Below are 21,342 nucleotides of genomic sequence, written 5' to 3'. Positions count from 1 at the left end.
ATTGTCTAGGCGCCGAGCCGGGTGAGGGCGGCGTTCAGCTCGAGGACGTTGACGGTGTCGGACCCGACGAAGCCCCAGCGGGCCCGCGTGGTGTGCGCGTCGACGAGGCGCTGGATCTGCTCGACGCCCAGGTGCCGAGCAGCGGCGACCCGGGCCACCTGCCAGCGGGCATAGGCCGGGCTGATGTCGGGATCCACGCCCGAGGCGGAGGCGGTGAGGGCATCGGCCGGGATCGCCTCGGGTGCCTGGGGATTGGCCTGGCGCAGCGCGGCGCGGCGCTCGGCCACCTGGCGGGCGAGATCCGGGTGATGGGGCCCGAGATTGGAGCCGCCGCTGGCCTCGCCCGGGTGCTCGACCGCCGACGGGCGGCCCTGGAACCAGCGCGGCTCGGAGAAGGGTTGCCCGATCCGCGAGTCGCCCACCACCCGCCCGGCGACGGTCACCTCGTGCCCCGTCCCGGGCAGCGCCCCGGCGACGGCGGTCATGCCCAGGGGATAGACGACACCCAGGAGCAGGGTGAGGACGATCAGGGCGCGTAGCGCGGCCCAGGTATGGCGCAGGAAGGTCATGGGGATCACCGAAGTCCAGGGAGGAGCGAGATGAGGAGGTCGATCAGCTTGATGCCGACGAACGGCGCGATGACGCCGCCGAGGCCGTAGACGAACAGGTTGCGTCGTAGCAGCGCGGCCGCCGACAGCGGGCGGTAGGCCACTCCCCTGAGTGCCAGGGGGATCAGCGCCACGATGATCAGCGCGTTGAAGATGACGGCGGAGAGCATGGCCGACTCGGGACTGTGCAGCCGCATCACGTTCAACCGGTCCAGACCGGGGTAGAGCGTCACGAACATCGCCGGGATGATCGCGAAGTACTTGGCGATGTCGTTGGCGATGGAGAAGGTCGTGAGCGCGCCGCGCGTGATGAGCAGCTGCTTGCCGATCGCGACGATGTCGATGAGCTTGGTGGGGTCGGAGTCCAGGTCGATCATGTTGCCGGCCTCCTTGGCAGCCGAGGTGCCGGTGTTCATGGCCACGCCCACGTCTGCCTGGGCCAGGGCGGGGGCGTCGTTGGTGCCGTCCCCGGTCATGGCGACCAGCCGGCCCCCGGACTGCTCCTGCTTGATGAGGCGCATCTTGTCCTCGGGGGTGGCCTCGGCGAGGAAGTCGTCGACCCCCGCCTCCTTCGCGATGGACGCCGCCGTGAGCGGGTTGTCCCCCGTGATCATCACGGTGCGGATGCCCATGGCCCGCAGCTGCGCGAAGCGCTCCGGCATACCGGGCTTGACGATGTCCTTGAGGAAGACCACGCCGAGCTGGCGGGGAACCTGGCCGGGATCCTGGACGGCGACGACGAGCGGGGTCCCCCCGGCGCGACTGACGGACTCCACGGTGTCGTCCACGTCGTGGACCATGTGTCCCCCATCCGCGTGCACCCAGGCGGTCACCGCCGAGCTGGCCCCCTTGCGGATCCGGGTCCCGTCGGCGAGGTCGACACCCGACATGCGGGTCTGGGCGGTGAAGGGCACCACGGTGGCACCCGCCCGTTGCAGGTCCAGGGCGGTCGTGAGCTCACCGGCGCCACCCTCGGCCACCGCGTAGTCGACGATGGAGCGGCCCTCGGGGGTCTCGTCGGCCAGCGACGACAGGTGAGCGGCCCGCAGCAGCTCGGCGCGTGTGGCGCCTGCGACCGGTATGACGTCGCTGGCGCGACGGTTACCGAAGGTGATCGTGCCGGTCTTGTCCAGCAGCAGGGTCGACACGTCCCCGGCCGCCTCCACGGCCCGCCCGGACATCGCCAGCACATTGCGCTGCACGAGCCGGTCCATGCCCGCTATTCCGATGGCGGACAGGAGCGCGCCGATGGTTGTCGGGATGAGGCAGACGAGCAGCGCCACCAGCACCACCAGGCTGAGCGGACGACCGGAGTAGACCGCCATGGGCTGCAGCGCCGTGACCGCGAGGACGAAGATCAAGGTCAGGACGATCAGCAGGATAGACAGGGCGACCTCGTTCGGGGTCTTCTGGCGCGCGGCGCCCTCCACCAGGGAGATCATCCGGTCGATGAAGGTCTCGCCCGGTCGGCTGGTGATCTGGACGACGATGCGGTCCGACAGCACGGTGGTGCCACCCGTGACAGCGCAACGGTCACCGCCGGACTCGCGCACGACCGGCGCAGACTCCCCGGTGATGGCGGACTCGTCGACGGTCGCGACCCCGTCCACCACGTCTCCGTCTCCCGGGATGACCTGGCTGGCCTCGACGACCACCCGGTCACCGAGCTGCAGGTCCTGGCCGGACACGAGCTCCTCGCGACCGTCCGGGAGCAGCCGCCGGGCGGGGGTCTCGGTGCGGGTCTGGCGCAGCGTGGCGGCCTGGGCCTTGCCCCGCCCCTCCGCGATGGCTTCTGCGAGGTTGGCGAAGACCATCGTGGCCCACAGCCACAGCGTCACCCCGACGGCGAAGACCGTGGGATCCGTCAGGCACAGGACCGTGGTGAGCACGGTCCCGATCCAGACCACGAAGATCACCGGCGACCGCACGACGTGCCGGGGGTCGAGCTTGCGCAGGGCGTCGGGCAGAGCCGCGAGGGCGGTGCGCACGAGCGAGGCCCCGTCTCGGGAGCGGTCGGGCGGCCCGGCGGCCGGGTGGGCCGGCCGCTCGTCGCGATCGGCCGTCGAGGGGTCGAGGGGCATGGGGATCGTCATGACAGAGCCTCCGCGAGGGCACCGAGGGCAAGGGAAGGGAAGAAGGTGAGGCCGGCGAGGACGAGGATGATCCCGGTCAGCAGCACGCCGAACAGCGGCGTGTGCGTCGGCATCGTCCCGCTCGTGACCGGCCGTCGGGTCTGGGCGGCCAGAGACCCGGCCAGAGCGAGGATGAGCACGATCGTCGCGAACCGGCCCACGAGCATGCACAGGCCGAGCGTCAGGTTGAGCCAGGGCTGGTCCGCAGAGATCCCGGCAAAGGCCGAGCCATTGTTGTTGGCCGCGGAGGTGAAGGCGTAGAGCATCTCCGAGAGCCCGTGCGGGCCCGTGTGCAGCAGTGCCTCCCGAGCCGTGGGAAGCACCACAGAGGCCGCGGTGAAGGTCAGGACCAGCGCGGGCATCGTGATCGAGGCCAGGGCGGCGCACGTGATCTCGCTGCGTCCGATGGTCTTGCCCAGCAGCTCGGGGGTGCGACCCACCATGAGCCCGGCGACGAAGACGGTGATGATCGCGAGGACGAGCATGCCGTAGAGCCCGGTGCCGACGCCGCCGGGGGAGACCTCTCCCAGCATCATGTGGAGCATGAGCAGCCCACCGCCGCCAGCGCTGTAGGAGTCGTGCATCGAGTTGACCGCTCCGGTGGAGGTGCCCGTCGTGGCGGCTCCGAAGATCGCCGACCAGGCGATGCCGAAGCGCTGCTCCTTGCCCTCCATACCCCCCGTGGGCAGAGCCGTCGTGGACTGCTCGACCCAGGCCAGGAGGAGCGTCATACCGGTGAAGAGGAGAACCATCACCGCCGCCACCAGACTGCCCTGACGCCGGTCTCCCACCATCAGGCCGTAGGCATAAGGCAACGAGAAGGGGATCGCCAGCACCAGCATGATCTCGAGGAGATTGGTCCAGGCGTCGGGGTTCTCCATCGGATGGGCGCTGTTGGCGTTGAAGAAACCGCCCCCGTTGGTCCCCAACAGCTTGATGGCCTCCTGACTGGCGACCGGACCGCCCTGCAGGATCTGCTGACCACCCTGCAGCGTCGGCATCACATGCGGACCCGCGAGATCTTGGGTGACTCCCCCGAGGATCAGCAAGAGCGCGCCGACGACCGACAGCGGCAGAAGGACGCGGATGCAGGAGCGGACGAGATCGACCCAGAAGTTGCCGATCCGGTCCGTGCGCTGACGGGCCAGCCCCCGGATCAGTGCCACAGCCACGGCCAGGCCCGTCGCCGCCGACAAGAAGTTCTGAACGGTCAGACCCGCCATCTGCACGACGTGCCCGGCGCTGGACTCACCGGCGTAGGACTGCCAGTTGGTGTTGGTCGTGAAGCTGATCGCCGTGTTGAGCGCCGTGTGCCAGTCCTGGGACCGGCCGAAGGACCACGGCAGGAGTCCCTGGACCAGCACCAGCGACCACAGCCCGAGGACGCTCACGGCGGCCAGGGCCAGGACCGACAAGGCATAGGTGGACCACCGCTGCTCGGACCGCGGATCCACACCCGCGAGACGGTAGACCAGGCGCTCGACCGCCCAGTCCGTGTCGTCGGCGAAGACCCGGTGCAGCCAGGTGCCCAGCGGGACGTGGAGGAGGGCGAGTACCACCCCGACCAGCCCTAAGCCCGCGATCGTCTGGATCACCGCAGACATGGCCGCCCTCAGAACCGCTCGGGATGCGCCAGCGCGTACCCCAGGTAGACGAGGACGACGAGTGCGGCCAGACCGCCGATGATGTTGGGGATGAGGTTCATGACCTCATGCCAACAGGGTCAGTCGGTCCTGATGGGGGTCCTGTCGAGACCTTGACGGGCTCTTGACGCCTTCTTGACGCCCTGGGCATCAGGGGCGGGTCGGCCGATCAGATCGTGATCTTGCCCTGCGGGGTGGAGAAGGTCACCGCCATCAGCCCAGGCTGACCCTTGGGCGAGACGAACTCGAAGTCGATGACCGAGGAGGTGTCGTCGGCGTCCTTGCCGAGCCAGTCCCGCACCCGGTCGGGCGACCCGGCGATGGTGATCCGCTGGATGGTCACCAGGGTCGCGGCCTCCGACGAGGGATGCTGGACCCCGTCGTCCCACTGCACGAAGTACGGCAGCTGCGGATCGGCCAGCAGCCCGTTGATGCCCAGCTGACGCCAGGAGTGGTGGACGCCGTCGGGACGGGTCCGCGACCCCGCGACCGCGTCGCGGCCCACCCGGTCCTCGACGCGGGTGATGTCGTCGACCCGCACCACCCACCCCATCCAGCCACCGCCCTGCGCGCACCGCGCCTTGACGGCCTGGCCGAAGGGCGCCTTGTCGCACACCGGGTGGTCGAGCGACTCCACGACCTCGACGTACCGCTCGTGGGCCAGCGGCAGGATGACGTTGCGCGTCCCGAAGGCCGGGTGGACCCCGCCATACACCGGCTCCACCCCGAGTCGCTCGGCCAGTCGCTCGGCGGTGGCGATGGAGCCGTCCGGCTCGGCGGCATAAGAGACATGATCGACGCGCATGGCCTCATGGTGACACAGAGCCGTCGATGATCATGCAGCGGGGGTGACCGTTGGGACACCCTCAGCGACGGACGCCCCGCCGCTGCCGCACCGCCTCGTAGATCACGATGGCCGCCGAGGTGGCGACGTTGAGCGAGTTGGCCCGGCCCACCATCGGGATCCGCACCCGCACGTCGGCAGCCTCGAGGAACTCCGTTGTCAGACCAGTCTTCTCAGCACCCACCGCGATCGCGACCGGCCCCGTGTAGTCCACGTCGGTGTGCTCCACGTCGGTGTCCGGCGTCGCCGCGACGACCATCACGCCACGCCGCCGGCAGGCCGCCAACGTCTGCGCGGACGTCGCCGTGGCCACCGGGACGGAGAACACCGTGCCCTTGCTCCCGCGGATGACGTTCGGGTTGCCCCAGTCGGTGACCGGGTCGGCGGCGAGCACCGCGTCGACCCCCGCGGCATCGGCCGTGCGGAGCATCGCGCCCAGGTTGCCGGGCTTCTCCACGCCCTCGCAGATGAGCACGAAGGGATCCTCGGGCAGGACCAGGTCGGCCAGGCCGCGGTCCACCGAGGCGACGACCGCGAGGAAACCGTCCGGCCCCTCCCGGTAGGCGACCTTCTCGAAGGCCGCCCGACCCAGCCGCACCGTCTCCGCCCCGTCCTCCGCCGCCGCCCGCACCACCGCCAGCTGGGCGTCCGGGTCGAGCATCAGCTCCGGGCAGTAGTACAACGACTGCGGGCGCACCCCCGCAGACAGGGCCAGCTCCAGCTCCTCGAAACCCTCCAGGAGCGTCAACCCCGCCTCCTCCCGGACGCGTCGGCGACGCAGACCGGTTAGGGCGCGCAGGCGAGGGTTGGCAGCAGAGGTGATCACGAGCTCGGACATGGTGCCCCCAGGATGGCACGGCCGTATGGCGGGTGGGGCGCCGAGCCTGCCGCCATACGACCCTCGCGTGGTGACAGCATGGCCCCATGAGCACCCAGCCGCGCCCCCGCCGATTCGCCGTCCGCCAGCGCATCACGATGCTGGTCAACCGCTACGAGATCCGTGAGCTCGACGACGCGGGCAACGAGGGGGCGCTGCTGGCGTTCGCACAGCAGAAGCGGTTCGCCTTCAAGGAGCAGGTGACGTTCTACGCCGACGAGGCCAAGACGCAGCCGGTGTTCTCGTTCCGGGCGCGGCAGCGGATCGACCTGGCCGCGACCTACGACATCACCGACGCGCAGGGGCAGGCGCTCGGGTGGTTCCGCAAGGACTTCGCGAAGTCGCTGCTGCGCTCCACCTGGCACCTCGGCACCGCCGACGGGCTCGAGTCGACCGGCACCGAGCGCAACCAGGGCGTGGCGCTGGCCCGCCGGCTCTTCGAGATCCTCCCCGTGCTCGACGAGCTCCCGATCCCGTGGGTCTACCACTTCGACTTCACCGCCAACGACGGCACCCCGGTGCTCGGCGTCGAGCGCAAGATCTCGGTGCGCGACCGGTATGTCGTGGAGCTGCCCACCGCCGCGAACGGGTGGCAGCTCGACTGGCGCTGCGCGGCCGCGATGGCCGTGGCGCTGGACGCCCTCCAGGCCCGCTGACCGCGCGCCACCCCGGGCCCCCGCCTCGCACCGCGCCGCACCGGGCCCCGCCACACCCCGCGCCACCCCGGGCCAGGCTGGCCCCGTTGAGTACGTTTAGGCCCCTCTTTGAACGTGCCACGGGGCCAGCCTGGCCCTCATGGGACGAGCGGGCAGGGGCGTGGAGGTGGGTCCACCTCCACAACGGGGATCGTTCAGCGGGTGATGCTTGCCACCAGGGCGTCGACCTGCGCCGTCGTCAGGGTCCCGGCCCGCTCCTGGAGCATGAGGAAGGTCACCTGCCGATCGCGGATGCCGACGACCTCCAGCCACGGTGTCGGATCCCCCTCGAGGACACGGCGATCCACGAGTCTGTCGGTCGAGGTGTCTATCTCCTCGTAGGCCGGCGGCACGCATGACCGCCCCTGCTCACGGTGGACCTCCAGGAAGCGTGCGGCGTCCGCGGCCGACGCGAGCTCCAGGGCCACCGACGTCCCCGGCGCACCGGCCGGCCCGACATAGCTGCCCTCCAGCGCCGCCATGGGCACCGGCCACCCCACCGGGACCTCGCTGCACCCCAGGGCCAGGATCTCGCTGGCCGTCGAGCGCGCGTCCCGGGCGTTGACCCAGCTGCCGTTGGGGATGTACCCGCCGTCTGCACCGTCCCCGACCTGGGTGCGCCACCCCGATGGCATAGGCAGCGCACGGGGGTCCAGCGCGCCGGCCGTCGTGGGAGCCGGCGCCGTGGGTCTGGGGGGCTCGACGACGGGCGGCTCGCTGAGCCGCGACTCGACGACCGGCGCTTCCGTGCCGGTGACCTGAGCACCTGCCGTGCTCGTGGAGCCCGACGGTCCCGGCGACGCCGCCCCGCTCGACCCGGCGGCCACGGTCCGGGAGGGGGCGATCGGTGTCACCACCGATGCCGAGCGCGCCGCCTGCCCGGCAGAGCCCGAGCACCCCGCGAGAGCCCACCCCGCCACGACCACCGCGGGCACGAGGAGGCCCTTCCCCGACATACGGCTCATCGCTGGAAGTGCTGCCAGTCGAATCCGCTCAGCCAGGTGAAGCCGTTGCCCTGCAACGCCCGGGTGAAGGGGTGGCCGGGCGTGAGCATGCCTGCGCGGTATGGCGATCGGGCGACGTAGGCAGCGCCGTTGCGAGGCAGCCACACGCCGGACGGGATGCGGTAGGGGTTCTCGACGGTGTTGATGTCGATCGACGTGCCGTAGGTGTGCGGGGACATCCGGTAGGGATTGCCGGTGACGCGGCGGCAGTTGAAGGCATTGGTGTTGTCGTGCTCCATGGAGATCACGTCGTTGCCCCCGTAGACGCTCGCGTCACGCATCTCCCGTATCGGGAAGCGTCCGTCGAAGGCCACCTGGAAGGCCCGCAGGATCGGCGTCACGTTGCCGGTGCGGATCACCAGCCGCCCGCGGTGGACCCGGCCGTCGAAGCCCCAGTGGTTCATGTCGATCGTGCTGAGGCGGGACGGGCCGACCGGGCACCCGGTGCGGTAGGTCACCGGCACGTCCGACCGGACGGTGCCCCGCACGACGGGTCGGAGGACGGCGGCTCGGCGGACCACCCGCGCGGGGCTGGCGACGACCCTGCCACCGGGCAGGGTGATCGCGGCGCGGACGGTGAACGAGCCCGCCACGCCCCGGCCGTAGGCCAGCGGCATCGCCCAGGCTCCCCCGCTCGCCGAGGCGCGGGTGGCGGCGCTGCGCCATACGCCTCCCACGAGGACCTCGGTGCGGACCGGTATGCCGGGGAACCGCGGCGCGACGACCCCGCTCAGCCTCGGGTCGAGGAGGGTGTCGAGGGTGGCTGGGACGGCGAGCGTGACGGCGGGATTCACCACGGTGCGGCGCTCGACGGGAGAGGTGCCGCCCGCGGCCATGGTGGCCTGGTAGGTGACGGTGCCCGGCGGGGTCATCGGGCCGACCCAGGCGAACCGGCCCAGTCCGTCGGCGGCGACGTAGCCGACGTTGGACCAGGCGGTCTGTCCCGGCAGCAGACGCCGGATGGTGACCGTCGCCCCAGGACGGGAAGGCAGCGTGAGACCGGTGAGCCGGGTCCGGCCCACCCCCGCGACCCAGGAGAAGGGCCAGGAGCAGCTCTCGCAGCCGACCTGGAGCCGCAGCGCCTGACCGACGGGCCGACGCGGGCTCAGGGTGGCCGAGGAGGTCGGGTCTACGGGGGCGGTCCCGGTGGAGGTCCGTATGCCGGAAGGCGGCTCGCCCTGGATCGGGTCCGTCGACGTCTCCGCGGACCGGACCGGGTCGGGGACGGATGTCGCGGCGGGAGGGGCCGGGTCGGCAGTCGTCGCAGCCGCGCCCGCAGCGGGTCGTGTCGTGGACGCCGCCACCCGGCCGTCCGTGTGGGCGTCGGGGTCCGCCAGGGCAGCTCCGGCAGGCGTCAGCAACGCCCAGGCGAGCAACGTCGCCATGGCCACCCGTAACCCGGTCGTGTGCACGACACCTCCCATAGGTCACTATCAGTAGTTAAACGCTACTGCACGTGACCGTAGGGGCGGGTCGATTCCCACAACCAGGGACCGACGCTCCGAGGCCAGGCTGGCCCCGTTGAGTACGTTTAGGCCCCTCTTTGAACGTGCCACGGGGCCAGCCTGGCCCCAAGAAGGCGCAACGAGTCGAGGCGGTCCGGCCGAAGGGCGTGGGCGTGGGCGTGGGATCAGGCGATCAGCGAGCGCAGCACCGGCACGAGACCGTCGTCGTCGACGTGCCCGGTCACCTCGTCGGCGACGGCCTTGACCTCGTCGGGCGCGTTGCCCATGGCCACCCCGCGGGCAGCCCAGGACAGCATCTCCAGGTCGTTGCGCTGGTCGCCGCAGGCCACCGTGTCACGCGGGTCGACGCCCAGCTTGCGGCGCACCAGCTCCAGCGCCGAGGCCTTGGAGACGCCCTCGGGGTTGATGTCGAGCCAGGCCGAGAAGCCCACGGCATACGACACCCCGTGCAGCCCGACCGAGTGCACCTTGCGCAGGAAGTCCTCCACGGGCACGTCGGGCTGGCGCAGCGTGACGCGGGTGGCCGGGGTGGCGATGAGCTCGTCCCACCCGACCACGCGGATCTTGCCGTCGAGCTCGCCCTCGGGGAAGGGCTCGTTGACCTTGAATCCCTTGCCGAGCTCCTCGACCGCGACCAGGGCGTCGGGGATCTTGGCGCGCAGCAGCTCCAGGGACGGTCCGGGCTCGAAGGTCACGACCTCGGTGAACTTGTAGCCCTTCTTGCGCTCGGGGTCGAGCTTGAGGGTGACGGCGCCGTTGGAGCACACCGCCCGCCCACGCGAGATCCCGAGCCGCCGGATGATCGGCATGGTCGCCACGCAGGCGCGCCCGGTGGCCATGACCACGTGGACCCCGGCCGCGGCGACGTCCTGCACGGCCTCCCGCACCGCGTCGGACATATCGCCCGCGTGGTTGATGGTGGTGCCGTCGATGTCCAGGCAGACCATCCGCGGACGACGGCCCCGCCGGGAGTCCACCACCTCGTCGTCGACCTCGCCGACCGGCGCCGAGCCCTGGTCGGCCACGGAGGTCACCGTCTCGTCGGCGGCCTGCGGGCCGCCCGTCTCGCGCCCGGCGCCCGGCATCAGCGGGACACCGGCTCGAGGACCTCGCGCCCGCCCAGCCAGGGCCGCAGCGCCGCGGGCACCCGCACGGATCCGTCGGCCTGCTGGTGGTTCTCGAGCAGCGCGACCATCGGGCGGGTGTTGGTGAGCATGGTGCCGTTGAGCGTGGCGACGATGCGGGTGCCGTTGCCCTGCGGGTCGCGCTCGCGGATCCCGAGCCGCCGCGCCTGGAAGGTCGTGCAGTTGGACGTCGAGGTCAGCTCGCGATAGCGCTCCTGGCTGGGCACCCACGCCTCGCAGTCGAACTTGCGCGCCGCCGGCCCGCCGAGGTCACCCGCCGCCACGTCGATCACGCGATAGGGCAGCTCGAGCGCGTCGAGCATCCGCCGCTCGATGCGCAGCAGGTTGGCGTGCTCGGCCTCGGCGTCCTCGGGGCGGCAGTAGACGAACATCTCGGTCTTCTGGAACTGGTGGACCCGGAAGATCCCCTTGGTGTCCTTGCCGTGGCTGCCTGCCTCGCGGCGGTAGCACGTCGAGGTCGCGGTGTAGCGCAGCGGACCGGCGCTCAGGTCGACGATCTCGTCCAGGTGGTAGCCCGCGAGGCCCACCTCCGACGTGCCGGTGAGGTAGAGCTCGTCGGCGGGCAGCTGGTAGACCTCGTCGGCGTGGCTGTCCAGGAAGCCGGCACCCGCCATGGTGTGGCCCTTGACGAGGTTGGGGACGACGAGGGGCACGAAGCCCTCGTCGTTCGCGACCTGCTGGGCGAGCCCCATGAGGGCGTACTCCAGCCGGGCGCCGTCACCCACGAGGTAGTAGAACCGGCTGCCCGCGACCTTGGCGCCGCGCTCCAGGTCCATGATCCCCAGGCCGAGCCCGAGGTCGACGTGGTCCTTGGGCGCGAAGCCCTCGGCCACGAAGTCCCGCGGCGTCCCGACCTCCTCGACGAGCGCGAAGTCCTCCTCGCCACCGGTCGGGACCCCGTCGACGACGACATTGCCCACGCGCAAGGCGATGGTCTCCATCTCGCGGGCCGCCTCGTCGGCCGCCTGCTCGAGCTCCTTGACCTGGTCGCTCAGCTCGGCGGCCCGGCTGCGCGCGGCCTGGGCCTGCGCCATCAGCTCGTCGGCGTCGGCGGCGCCGGCCTTCGTGGCCTTCTGCGCGCGGCCCATGAGGCCGCCCACGTCCTTGGAGACGGCCTTCTGCTCCGCCCGCAGCTGCTCGAACTCGGACTGCGCCGAGCGTCGGCGCCGGTCGAGGTCGAGGATCTGGTCGACGAGGGTGGGGTCCTCGCCACGGGCCTTTTGCGACGCCCGGACCCGCTCGGGGTCCTCGCGCAGGAGCTTGATGTCGATCACGGGCCGAGCCTAGTGGGCGGTCCGGCCACCCTCCACCTGGTATGACGGCCGTCTGCGACGGCGAGATGCACACCTGATGGCCATGAGGCGACGCGGAGGTAGGCCGAGAAGAAGCTGAGCTGCGAGCGCGAGGGAGACGCCAGGTCACGAACAGGCTCCGATCAGACCAAACCAGGTAGGCAGGCTTGACCCTCTGGGTACGGTCACCGTCGTGCCAGACATGTGGGTGTGGATCATCGTCGTGGTCGTCGTGCTGGCGGCCCTCCTCGTCGTGCTCTCCCGCCGGGGGAGCGACCGCCGGCCGCCCGTCGAGCCGGGGTTCGCGCCCGTCGAACCCGCCCCGGTCCCCGGGCAGGAGCCCTGGCTCGAGCCGGAGCCCGAGCCCCTCCCGGAGCCCGAGCCACGTCTCCCCCGCGCCGCCGTCATCGTCAACCCCACCAAGTTCGACGACGTGGACGCGGTCCGTGCCGAGGTGACCGAGGTCTGCCAGGAGCTCGGCTGGGACGAGCCGTTGTGGCTGGAGACCACCGAGAACGACCCGGGCTCCGGGCAGACCAAGGAAGCCATCGACGCCGGCGTCGAGGTCATCTGCCCGCTGGGCGGCGACGGCACCGTGCGCACGGTCGGCAGCGAGCTCACCGCTGCGGGCGACCCGGTCCCGATGGGGCTGCTGCCCGGCGGCACCGGCAACCTGCTGGCCCGCAACCTCGACCTGCCCGTCGACTCGCTGCGCGACGCGCTCGTCATCGCGCTCACCGGCGAGGTCCGCACCATCGACGTGGGGGTGCTGACCGTGGACCCGGCCCCGCAGGACGACGAGCACGAGGTCGACGACGAGCAGACCGACGCCGACAGCATCCCGCCGGAGGACTCCGGCCCCGAGGAGATGTACTTCCTCGTCATGGCGGGCATGGGCTTCGACGCGGACATCATGGCCGACGCCCCCGAGGGCCTGAAGGCTGCGATGGGTTGGCCGGCGTACATCGTCTCGGGGCTGAAGCACCTGTGGGGCTCGCAGTTCAAGGCCCGCGTCGAGACGGACACCGAACGCTTCACCCGACGCACCCGCAGCGTCATCGTCGGCAACTGCGGCAAGATCCAGGGCCTGGCGCTCATGCCGGAGGCGCAGGTCGACGACGGCCGCCTGGACGCCCTCGTCCTGTCGCCCGACGGCGGGATCGGCTGGGGCGCGGTCGCGCTGCGGCTCATCACCGCCCAGCGCAAGGGCCACCACCGGGTGACCCACCACACGACGCGGACCATCTCGGTGCGATCGGACCAGCCCGTGCAGGTCCAGCTGGACGGCGACACGATCGGCGAGCGCACCGGCATGCGCGCGACCGTCGTGCCCCTGGCCCTGAGCGTGCGTGTGGCCGACGCCACCCCCGACACCGGCGCCACGCCGGTCGCGGCGGGCCAGCACGACTCCGGACGGGAGTGATCGATTGCACCGCCTCCAGCGTCATCACCTCAAGCGCCTCGGCAACGCCGTCCTGACCTCGGTCCTGCTCAGCCTGCCCGTCGTGGCGCTCGCGGTGCTCGTGCAGCAGCGCTTCGAGCCGCTGATCCACCTGGACACGGAGATCATCAGGCGGGCGACGGACCACACCCGTTCGCACCCGCAGCTGCGGTCGGCCCTCGTGGTCTGGCAGGAGATCTGGCAGCCCTGGCGGGCGTATGTCGCAGCGACCCTGGTGTGCCTGTGGACCTGGCGGGCCAAGGGGATGGCCGCCCGCTCGCTGTGGGCCTGGGTCACCATGATGGTCGGCTGGAACCTCTTCCTGCAGGCCAAGCTCCTGGTCCAGCGCGCCCGTCCGATCGTCGACGACCCGGTGTCGACCGCGCCGGGCTACAGCTTCCCGTCGGGGCATGCCGCCAACACCTCCGCCATCTGCATCACCCTGGTGGTGCTGCTCTGGCCGCTGCTGCGCACCGCGGCGGCGCGGGTCGCGGCCTGCCTGGTGGCCGCCGCCGTCACCGTGTCGATCCTGCTCGACCGCGTCTTCCTGGGGGTGCACTATCCCTCGGACGTGACCGCCGGCCTGGTGCTGGCCGCAGCCCTGGTCTACGGCTCCTGGCGCGGCTTCGTGCGTCCCCACCACCTCGAGCCCGGCGTCCCGGCCAACCCCGCCGACCCCACCGACCCGAGCACGCCCGACCCGAGCGAGCCCGACCCGAGCGCCCACGCTCGTCCCACCACCCATCCCGCCCCCGGGCAGACCGCCCCCGGGCCCGAGCAGCGGAGCCGCTGATGCCCTTCCTCCTCCGATATGACCTCGATCGCACCCGCCCCCGCGCGGGCGAGGCCTTCAAGGACCTCGCGGTGCGCGCCCTCGCCCCGGCGTTCGTGCTGTTCCTCGCGATCCTCGGCTTCGGCAAGCTCCTGATGGGCCCGCTGCTCGGCGTGCGCACCGCCGAGGCGCCGCTGAGCAAGGACATCGAGCAGGCCCGCACCCCGCTGTGGAACTCGATCACGCACGTCTGGTCCACCATCGGCAACACGGAGTACGTCATCGGTCTGTGCCTGATCGTCGTCGCCCTCGTGTGGTGGCGCACCAAGGAGTGGTGGTATGCCGTCATCCCCGGCATCGCCATCGCCCTGCAGGCCAGCGTGTTCGTGGCGGCGACCGAGCTGACGGGCCGTCCGCGTCCCGACGTCACCAAGCTGGACCCGGCCCCGCCCACCTCCAGCTTCCCCAGCGGGCACGTGGGCGCCGCGACCGCGCTCTATCTCACCTTCGCGCTGATGGCGCACCGCATCACCAACCCGGTCCTGCGCCGCGTGGTGCAGACGATCTGCGTGATCGTCCCGCTGCTCGTGGCCTTCGGCCGGTTCTACCGCGGCATGCACTCGCCGGTGGACATCACGGTCGGCTTCCTCAACGGCATCCTGTGCACGGTCATGGCGTGGCTGTGGCTGCGTCGCCACGAGCGGCACCGCGACGACGCCCGCACCTCCCGCTCCGAGCACGCGCACTCGGCATGACCGCCCACCACTACCGGTTCGAGCAGGTGTGGCAGGTGCCGCTCCCGCTGCGCCCGGCCTTCGAGATCCTGCGGGACGTCGACGGCTACGACCGGTGGTGGCCGCAGGTGCGACAGGTCCAGCGGGTCGGACCCGACGAGGTCCGGATGACCCTGCGGTCCGGGCTGCCGGTCGCGCTGCGCGTGGTGCTGTCCCGCCAGGTCGAGGACCCGGACTCGGGCGTGCTCCGCGTCGGGCTCACGGGTGACCTCACCGGCTGGGCGATGTGGCAGCTGACCTGGGAGGGCGAGACCACCACGGCCGCCCGCTGGTCCCAGGAGTGCGACCTCACCCATCCCCGGCTGGCCCGGCTGCCCGCCGCGACCCGACCGGCCTTCGAGCTCAACCACGTCCACATGATGCGCGCGGGCGAGGCGGGACTGCGCAAGCACCTGCAGGTATGACGGGGCAGGGCGTGGCCCTCTCCCGCGGGAGGGGGCCACGCCCTGCCCCCGGCATACGGCCGGGTCGTGGAGCGGGGTCAGCCCAGCCTGGTCATCGGCTGCGCGGTGATGCCGGTGCGGTCCACACGGTAGACCTTGGCGCCCTCGCGCTCGGCGAGGCAGGCCTGGACCTTGCCGTCGAGGACGTGCAGGGCCGCGCCGTCGTCGGCGGCCCAGCCGACGGGCAGGTCGCCCTCGCGCACCCAGGACAGGAACTGCGGGGCGCGGTCCGCCTCGGAGTCGAAGTGCGGCGAGAACGAGCCCCGCACGAAGCCGAGACCCCCGCGCCAGGGGTCGATGCCGCCGAAGGAGTCGGTGGTGCACCCCTCGCACCACACGTTGGCGCCGGCGCTGACCCCGGCGAAGACCACGTCGCGCTCGGCCCGCAGGTCGCGGACCTCCTGGCTGACCCCGTGGGCGTCCCACAGGGCCATGAGGTTGACGGTCGAGCCGCCACCGACGTAGAGCAGGTCGATGTCGCCGAAGCGCTCCAGCGCGTGGCGGCTGTCCTGCCAGAGGGTGAGGACCATGGTCTGCACCCCGAGACCGCCGAACGCGGTCAGGAAGCGGTGGATGTACTGCGGGTCGTCTGCGGAGGCCGTGGGCGCGAAGCACACCAGCGGGTTGGACTTGCCGGTCAGCTCGAGGGCATGACGGTCGAGGGCCGTGGCCGCCCCGTCGGGCGCCTTGGAGAAGCCGCCGCCGCCCATGCAGAGGATGTGCGTCATACCGTCGACCCTAGTCAGGCCGGTCGCGAGCCGCGCGGTCAGGCCGGGTGAGACGCCTCACCCCTCCCCGGCTGCGCCACCAGGGGCACGTGGCGCAGTCCGCCGGGCGTGTCGCCCGCTCAGCCCCGCACCGAGCGCAGCCACTCCCGCGCCGCCACGAAGTCGTCGTCCCGCGTCCCCGCGGCCACGGTGGCCGGCAGCCGGTCGGCGCGCGGGTAGGACCCCAGGAAGCGCACGTCGGCGCAGACCCGTCGCAGCCCCATCAGCGCCTCGCCCACCCGCTCGTCCGCGACGTGCCCCGCCACGTCGACCGAGAAGCAGTAGCGCCCCATCCCCTCCCCGGTCGGGCGGGACTCCAGGCGGGTGAGGTTGACCCCGCGGGCGGCGAACTGCTCGAGCAGCTCCAGCAGCCCGCCCGGGTGGTCGGCTCGCTGGTAGAGCACCACGGTCGTCTTGTCCGCTCCCGTCGCGGGCGGCGTCGCCCCGGGGCGGGTGACCAGGACGAAGCGGGTGACCGCGCCGGCGTCGTCCCCGATGTCGCTCGCGAGCACCTCGAGCCCGTGCACCGTCGCGGCGAGGGGGGCGCAGACCGCTGCGTCGTACGGACTCGGCTCTGCCGCAGCCCGATCCGGGGCCAGGCCCGCAGCGGCAGCGGCCGTCGACAGCGTCGGGACGTAGGACGCCTGCGGCAGGTGCTTCGCCATCCACCCGCGGACCTGCGCCCAGGCGTGGGAGTGGGTGCCCACGGCCCGGACCTCGCCGAGCGCCGTCCCGCGAGGGGCGGCCAGCACGAAGGTGATCGGCACCAGCATCTCGCCGACGACCACCAGCGGGTCCCCGGTGGCGAGCGCGTCGAGGGTGGCCGAGACGCCCCCCTCGGCGGAGTTCTCGATGGGGACGACCGCGGCGTCCGCCGACCCGGACCGCACCGCCGCGAGTGCCGCGTCCACGGTCGCGCAGGGCACCCGTCGGGCGTCGGGCGTCGACGCGGACGGCAGCTGCAGCAGGGCCTGCTCGGTGAAGGTGCCCTCGGGTCCCAGGTAGGCGTACCGCATCTCATCCCTCTCACGCCGCAGGGCCCGACCGCCTGGCCGGGCCCTGCGCAGTGTCGCTCAGTCCTGGGCGGCGAGCGCCTGGCGGAACGTCATGCGAGACGAGGTCTGCATCAGGGAGCGTCGATACATCCGCTCGCCGAGCAGCACGGTCGCCGTGGCGAAGGCGAGCGCGAGCAGGAGCGCGAGCACCGGCTCCCACCAGGCGGCCTCGCCCGACGCGACCCGGCCGGGCATGAGCATGGTGGACAGCACCGGCACGAAGGACAGCACCTTGAGCCAGATCCCCTTGGCCATGAAGGTCGCGAAGAAGCCGGCCATGAGCAGCATGGTCATCGGGGTGGCGGTCTGCTGCAGGTCCTCGTTGCGGGTGGCGAGGGCGCCGGCGACGGCCCACAGGCAGGCGAGCCCGAGGAAGCCGACGAGGAAGAACACCAGGCCCCAGGCCATCGAGCCGGACAGGGCCGGGAGCATCTCCTTGTATGGCGTGAAGGCGAGCCCCACGAGCGCCAGCCCGACGTAGATCACGATCTGCCCGACGGCGATGACGGTGTTGCCGAGGACCTTGCCGGCGAGGAGCTGGCGGGTGGGGATGGCGCTGGCGAGGATCTCGACGATGCGGGACTGCTTCTCCTCGATGACCGACTGGGCGATCTGCATGCCGAACATGAGCGCGGCCATGTAGAACAGGAAGGCGAAGACGAAGCCGACGATCATGCCGCTGATCTTGCGCTCGTCGCCGCCGTCGTCGAGGGCAGTGGTCTGCAGGGCGCCGGCCTTGGCGAGCGCGTCGGGGGTGGTGCCGGCCTTGGCCGCGGTCGCAGCGAGGGCCTGCTGCTGGAGGACCTCGCGGGCGGCGGCGGCGACCTTGCCGTCCGGCTGCTCCTTGCCGGCCAGGCGCCAGGTGCCTCCGGCCTGGGAGAGGACGAGGTCGGTGGCGCCGTCCTCGACCTCCCGCTCGGCGGTGGCCTGGTCGGCGACCTGCCGGACCGTGACCTGAGCCTTGTCGTCGCCCGCGTGCACGGCGCGTCCGACCGCGTCGGCGAGCTGCCTGCCCTCGGCGCTGGTGACCGCGACCGAGGTGGTGGAGGTGCGGCCGGCGAGGAAGGCGTTGACGCCCATCATTCCCAGGATCAGCAGCATCGACACGACGGTGCCCATGAGGAAGTTCTTGTCGCGCAGCTTGACGGCGATCTCGCGGGCCGCCACGAGCTGCCAGGCGTTGCCGGGGGACTCGCGCCGGACCGGACCGTCCCCGGTGGGTTCGGCGGGGTGGCTGCCGTGGGGGTCGCGGACGCCGGGGGTCGTGATCGTGCTCATGCCGTCACCTCACGGTAGATCTCGCTCAGGCTGGGACGCACGCGGGCGAGCTCGACGACCGACCCGCGTGCCAGGGCCTCGGTCAGCAGGGTGCGCTCGGCGCCGGGCTCGGTGAGCTCCAGCAGCGCGGTGGGGCCGTCGACGTCGACGACGTGCAGGCCGGGGACCTCGCGCACCCAGCCGGCGTCCGACCCGAGGACGAGCCGGTAACGCTGCGGCCCGGAGGCGCGCAGGGCCTCGGCGGTGCCCGAGGCGACGACGCGGCCCCTGCTCAGCACGACGAGGGAGTCGCAGATCCGGTCGACGACGTCAAGCTGGTGGCTGGAGAACAGCACGGGCACGCCGTGGCGGGTGTGCTCGCGCAGCAGGTCGACCATCACGTCGACGCTCGTCGGGTCCAGCCCGGAGAAGGGCTCGTCGAGGATCAGGGCGATCGGGCGGCTCATCACGGCCGCGGCGATCTGGACGCGCTGCTGGTTGCCCAGCGACAGGGACTCGAGCTTGTCCTTGGCGCGGTCACCCAGGCCGAAGCGCTCCAGGTGCTCGGTGGCCGCGCGGCGCGCCTCGGCCGCCGACATCCCGTGCAGCCGCCCGAGGTAGACGAGCTGCTCGGCGATCGGCTGCTTGGGGTAGAGCCCCCGCTCCTCCGGCATGTAGCCGAAGGCCCGCCGGTCGGCGGTCGTGATCTCGCGGCCGTCCCACAGCACGCGGCCGTCGTGGATCTGCAGCAGACCCATGACCATCCGCATCGTCGTGGTCTTGCCCGCGCCGTTGCCCCCGACGAAACCCGTCAGCTGCCCGGCCGGCACCTCGAACGACACGTGGTCGACCGCCACGTGCTCGTCGAAGCGGCGTGTCAGGCCCTGGACCTCCAGCATCGCTGCCCCCGTCATCGCTCGCGCGAGCGGCCCCGGGACTCCTTCCCGGCATACGTCCTGCTCGCACCGCCCACCCTAGGAGCCGGGGCCCGGTCGCACCTCCCCCGCGCGGCGGATGCTGGTCTAGTCCCCAGGGTGGACCAGTCCGCTCTCGTAGGCCGCGACCACGGCCTGGACCCGGTCGCGGACCTGCAGCTTGGCGAAGCAGTTGGACACGTGGGTCTTGACCGTCGCCTCCCCGACGTACAGCTCCTGGGCGATCTCGGCGTTGGACCGGCCGCGCGCGACGAGGACGAGCACCTCCCGCTCCCGGTCGGTCAGGGACGCGACGGCGGCGGTATGACGGCCCGCGCCCGCCCCTGCTCCGGCCGCTACGGCGGTCATCCTGGCGATCACCCGTCGGGTCACCTCGGGGGCGAGCAGGGCGTGGCCGTGCCCGACGGCGCGGACGGCGTCGACGAGCTGGTCGGGGTCGGCGTTCTTGAGCAGGAAGCCGCTCGCGCCGGCCTGCAGTCCGTCGAAGAGGTAGTCGTCGTCGTCGAAGGTCGTCAGGATGAGCACCGTGGCCAGGCCCTCGGCGACGATCTGCCGGGTGGCCTGGATGCCGTCGAGCACGGGCATCTGCACGTCCATGAGCACGACGTCGGGGCGCAGGGCGCGGGCCTGCTCGAGCGCGATCTGGCCGTTGGCGGCCTCGCCGACGACCTCGAGGTCCTCCTCGACGCTGAGCATGAGCGTGAATCCCGAGCGCACGAGCGCCTGGTCGTCGGCCAGCAGGACGCGCAGCGCCTGCCCCCGCTCCCCCGTCTCCATGGCGTTCACCCTAGACGGCGGTGGTGAGGGGGAAGCGCACCCGGACCCGGTAGCCACCGGTCACCCGCGGCCCGATCTCGGAGGTGCCGCCGTGGCTGGCGATCCGCTCGCGCATGCCCAGCAGCCCGAGGCCGCTGCCGGAGGTGCCTGCGCGGGGGCGTCCCTCGTCGAGGACCTCGGCCTCGACGTGGCGTCGCCCGCCGGCCTCGACCAGGCGCACCGCGACCGTGGCGCGGCTGGCGGTGGAGTGGCGGCGCACGTTGGCGAGGGCCTCCTGGACGGTGCGGTAGATCGAGAGCCCGATGGGCATCGGCACCTCGGTCAGCGCCCCCGGCCGGTCCTCGACGATCTCGTAGGTCACCGTGAAGCCCGGCAGGCAGGCCTGCTGGACCAGCTCGGGGATCTGGTCGAGGCCGGGCTGGGGTGCCCGGTGGTCGTCCCCCGACAGCGGCGCCTCGGGCGGGCCTGCCCGACGCAGCGCCCCGAGCAGCCCGCGCATCTCGCCGACGGCCTGGCGCGAGGACGCCTCGACGTTCTCCAGCGCCGCGGCAGCGGCCTGCGGGTTGCGGTCCAGGACGCGCCGGGCGGCAGCGGCCTGGACCCCCATGACGCTCACGTGGTGGGCGACCACGTCGTGCAGCTCGCGGGCGATGCGCAGCCGCTCCTCGACGACCCGGCGGTCGGCGAGCTCGTCGGCCTGCTCGGCGAGCTGGCGGGCCTGCCGCTCCACCTGGTCGCGGGACCGCGCCTGCCGCCAGGCGGCCTGCCCGCCGACGATGCCGCCGCCGAAGAACGCCACGTTCATCAGGACGGTGTAGACGACGTTGGCCGCGACCAGCGGGAAGATCCCGCGCGGCGCCTTGCCCCTGCCCAGCTGGCGGACCAGGTCCGCCACCGCGCTGCCCAGCGCGAACTGCCAGGTGATCCACCCGAACATCAGCACGAGCACCGCGGCGACCACGCCCAGCATCGCCTGCCGGGAGCGCGCCCACGCCACCCCGCTGAACAACGAGAACACGTAGACGCACTGCATCGGGAAGGACTGCATGACCTCGGGCACCGTCAGGCCCACGAGGAAGAGGTGGGCCTGCAGGAGACCCAGGACGAGGAGCGGGTGGCTGCGGCGCCATACCAGCGGCAGCACCCCGACCGCGATCAGCAGCTGGTAGAGCCACCCCGGGTGGTCCAGGTAGGTCGCGTCCACGAAGCTGCGGAAGAGCTCCATCCCCAGCCCGGCCAGCGCCCAGACGACCAGGGCGATCCACAGGTCGTTGCGTCGCTGCGCGGAGGTCGGGCCGGGCCGCTCCCACAGGTCGTCCGTGGCGAAGAAGTCGCGCAGGTGCGCGGCCACGGCGGACGTCGGTCTGGGCATGCGGGTCAGCCTAGGGTCGGGCG

At 72.1% G+C, this 21,342-nt stretch carries 21 protein-coding genes; 5 read left to right on the top strand and 16 right to left on the bottom strand.

Annotated elements, in window-relative coordinates; genetic code table 11:
- Positions 1 to 5 precede the first annotated feature (5 nt).
- From kdpC to MM438_RS00345, 6 genes are all read right to left on the bottom strand, one after another.
- Positions 6 to 569, bottom strand: coding sequence for a potassium-transporting ATPase subunit KdpC (kdpC, locus tag MM438_RS00370; RefSeq protein ID WP_241449270.1), 564 nt, complete (start codon positions 567 to 569; stop codon positions 6 to 8).
- Between the two features lie 5 nt (positions 570 to 574).
- Positions 575 to 2,701, bottom strand: coding sequence for a potassium-transporting ATPase subunit KdpB (gene kdpB, locus MM438_RS00365; protein ID WP_241449269.1), 2,127 nt, complete (start codon positions 2,699 to 2,701; stop codon positions 575 to 577).
- Entirely contained in the window at positions 2,698 to 4,332 is a 1,635-nt protein-coding gene (kdpA, locus tag MM438_RS00360; protein WP_241453219.1) for a potassium-transporting ATPase subunit KdpA, read from the bottom strand. The genes kdpB and kdpA overlap by 4 nt, the downstream gene beginning before the upstream one ends.
- A 20-nt stretch (positions 4,333 to 4,352) precedes the next feature.
- On the bottom strand, positions 4,353 to 4,445 hold the full coding sequence (locus MM438_RS00355; RefSeq protein ID WP_241449268.1) for a potassium-transporting ATPase subunit F: 93 nt from the start codon (positions 4,443 to 4,445) through the stop codon (positions 4,353 to 4,355).
- Between the two features lie 107 nt (positions 4,446 to 4,552).
- The gene (locus MM438_RS00350; RefSeq protein ID WP_241449267.1) at positions 4,553 to 5,188 is read right to left on the bottom strand and encodes a VOC family protein; all 636 of its coding nucleotides are present in this window, start codon (positions 5,186 to 5,188) and stop codon (positions 4,553 to 4,555) included.
- A 61-nt stretch (positions 5,189 to 5,249) separates the two neighbouring features.
- Positions 5,250 to 6,065 (bottom strand): RNA methyltransferase, encoded by an 816-nt coding sequence (locus MM438_RS00345; RefSeq protein ID WP_241449266.1) that lies wholly within the window; start codon positions 6,063 to 6,065, stop codon positions 5,250 to 5,252.
- An 86-nt stretch (positions 6,066 to 6,151) separates the two neighbouring features.
- On the opposite strand from MM438_RS00345, the gene MM438_RS00340 reads away from it, so the two are divergent.
- The gene (locus MM438_RS00340) at positions 6,152 to 6,760 is read left to right on the top strand and encodes an LURP-one-related family protein (protein WP_241449265.1); all 609 of its coding nucleotides are present in this window, start codon (positions 6,152 to 6,154) and stop codon (positions 6,758 to 6,760) included.
- A 194-nt stretch (positions 6,761 to 6,954) separates the two neighbouring features.
- Here the strand turns inward: MM438_RS00340 and MM438_RS00335 are convergent, their stop codons facing one another.
- The 4 genes from MM438_RS00335 to serS all read right to left on the bottom strand — a co-directional run bounded on the left by MM438_RS00335 (position 6,955) and on the right by serS (position 11,688).
- Positions 6,955 to 7,755 (bottom strand): hypothetical protein, encoded by an 801-nt coding sequence (locus MM438_RS00335; RefSeq protein WP_241449264.1) that lies wholly within the window; start codon positions 7,753 to 7,755, stop codon positions 6,955 to 6,957.
- A gap of 5 nt (positions 7,756 to 7,760) precedes the next feature.
- Positions 7,761 to 9,188, bottom strand: a complete 1,428-nt coding sequence (locus MM438_RS00330) for a M15 family metallopeptidase (RefSeq protein WP_241449263.1) — start codon at positions 9,186 to 9,188, stop codon at positions 7,761 to 7,763.
- Between the two features lie 245 nt (positions 9,189 to 9,433).
- Entirely contained in the window at positions 9,434 to 10,354 is a 921-nt protein-coding gene (locus MM438_RS00325) for an HAD family hydrolase (protein WP_407568227.1), read from the bottom strand.
- Positions 10,354 to 11,688, bottom strand: coding sequence for a serine--tRNA ligase (gene serS / locus MM438_RS00320; RefSeq protein ID WP_241449262.1), 1,335 nt, complete (start codon positions 11,686 to 11,688; stop codon positions 10,354 to 10,356). The genes MM438_RS00325 and serS overlap by 1 nt, the downstream gene beginning before the upstream one ends.
- Positions 11,689 to 11,908: 220 nt before the next feature.
- Here serS and MM438_RS00315 point away from each other — a divergent pair, with 220 nt between their 5' ends.
- The 4 genes from MM438_RS00315 to MM438_RS00300 are packed head-to-tail and all read left to right on the top strand — an operon-like array spanning position 11,909 to position 15,117.
- Complete coding sequence (locus MM438_RS00315; protein ID WP_241453214.1) at positions 11,909 to 13,129, top strand: diacylglycerol/lipid kinase family protein; 1,221 nt, start codon at positions 11,909 to 11,911, stop codon at positions 13,127 to 13,129.
- Positions 13,130 to 13,133: 4 nt separating this feature from the next.
- A complete protein-coding gene (locus MM438_RS00310; protein WP_241449261.1) occupies positions 13,134 to 13,940 on the top strand; it encodes a phosphatase PAP2 family protein in 807 nt (268 codons plus the stop codon).
- A complete protein-coding gene (locus MM438_RS00305; RefSeq protein WP_241449260.1) occupies positions 13,940 to 14,674 on the top strand; it encodes a phosphatase PAP2 family protein in 735 nt (244 codons plus the stop codon). The genes MM438_RS00310 and MM438_RS00305 overlap by 1 nt, the downstream gene beginning before the upstream one ends.
- Positions 14,671 to 15,117 carry an SRPBCC family protein gene (locus MM438_RS00300; protein ID WP_241449259.1) on the top strand — a complete coding sequence of 149 codons (447 nt, stop codon included), beginning with the start codon at positions 14,671 to 14,673 and terminating at the stop codon, positions 15,115 to 15,117. The genes MM438_RS00305 and MM438_RS00300 overlap by 4 nt, the downstream gene beginning before the upstream one ends.
- A 77-nt stretch (positions 15,118 to 15,194) precedes the next feature.
- Here MM438_RS00300 and MM438_RS00295 read toward each other — a convergent pair whose 3' ends face one another.
- The 6 genes from MM438_RS00295 to MM438_RS00270 form a co-directional block, all read right to left on the bottom strand.
- Positions 15,195 to 15,884: a Type 1 glutamine amidotransferase-like domain-containing protein gene (locus MM438_RS00295; protein WP_241449258.1), complete on the bottom strand. Its 690-nt coding sequence runs from the start codon at positions 15,882 to 15,884 to the stop codon at positions 15,195 to 15,197.
- 119 nt (positions 15,885 to 16,003) lie between these two features.
- Positions 16,004 to 16,939 (bottom strand): prephenate dehydratase, encoded by a 936-nt coding sequence (gene pheA, locus MM438_RS00290; RefSeq protein WP_241449257.1) that lies wholly within the window; start codon positions 16,937 to 16,939, stop codon positions 16,004 to 16,006.
- Positions 16,940 to 16,996: 57 nt separating this feature from the next.
- Complete coding sequence (locus tag MM438_RS00285; RefSeq protein ID WP_241449256.1) at positions 16,997 to 18,256, bottom strand: ABC transporter permease; 1,260 nt, start codon at positions 18,254 to 18,256, stop codon at positions 16,997 to 16,999.
- Positions 18,253 to 19,134 (bottom strand): ABC transporter ATP-binding protein, encoded by an 882-nt coding sequence (locus MM438_RS00280; protein ID WP_241449255.1) that lies wholly within the window; start codon positions 19,132 to 19,134, stop codon positions 18,253 to 18,255. The genes MM438_RS00285 and MM438_RS00280 overlap by 4 nt, the downstream gene beginning before the upstream one ends.
- A gap of 123 nt (positions 19,135 to 19,257) precedes the next feature.
- Positions 19,258 to 19,947: a response regulator transcription factor gene (locus MM438_RS00275; RefSeq protein ID WP_241449254.1), complete on the bottom strand. Its 690-nt coding sequence runs from the start codon at positions 19,945 to 19,947 to the stop codon at positions 19,258 to 19,260.
- A 10-nt stretch (positions 19,948 to 19,957) separates the two neighbouring features.
- Entirely contained in the window at positions 19,958 to 21,319 is a 1,362-nt protein-coding gene (locus MM438_RS00270; protein ID WP_241449253.1) for a sensor histidine kinase, read from the bottom strand.
- Positions 21,320 to 21,342: the final 23 nt, after the last annotated feature.

Origin of the sequence: Arsenicicoccus dermatophilus (genome assembly GCF_022568795.1) — a bacterium.
In the GTDB taxonomy this organism is placed as follows: Bacteria; Actinomycetota; Actinomycetes; order Actinomycetales; family Dermatophilaceae; genus Arsenicicoccus; species Arsenicicoccus dermatophilus.
Note: the sequence above shows the minus strand (reverse complement) of the source record. Positions and strands in the feature narration are given on the sequence as shown.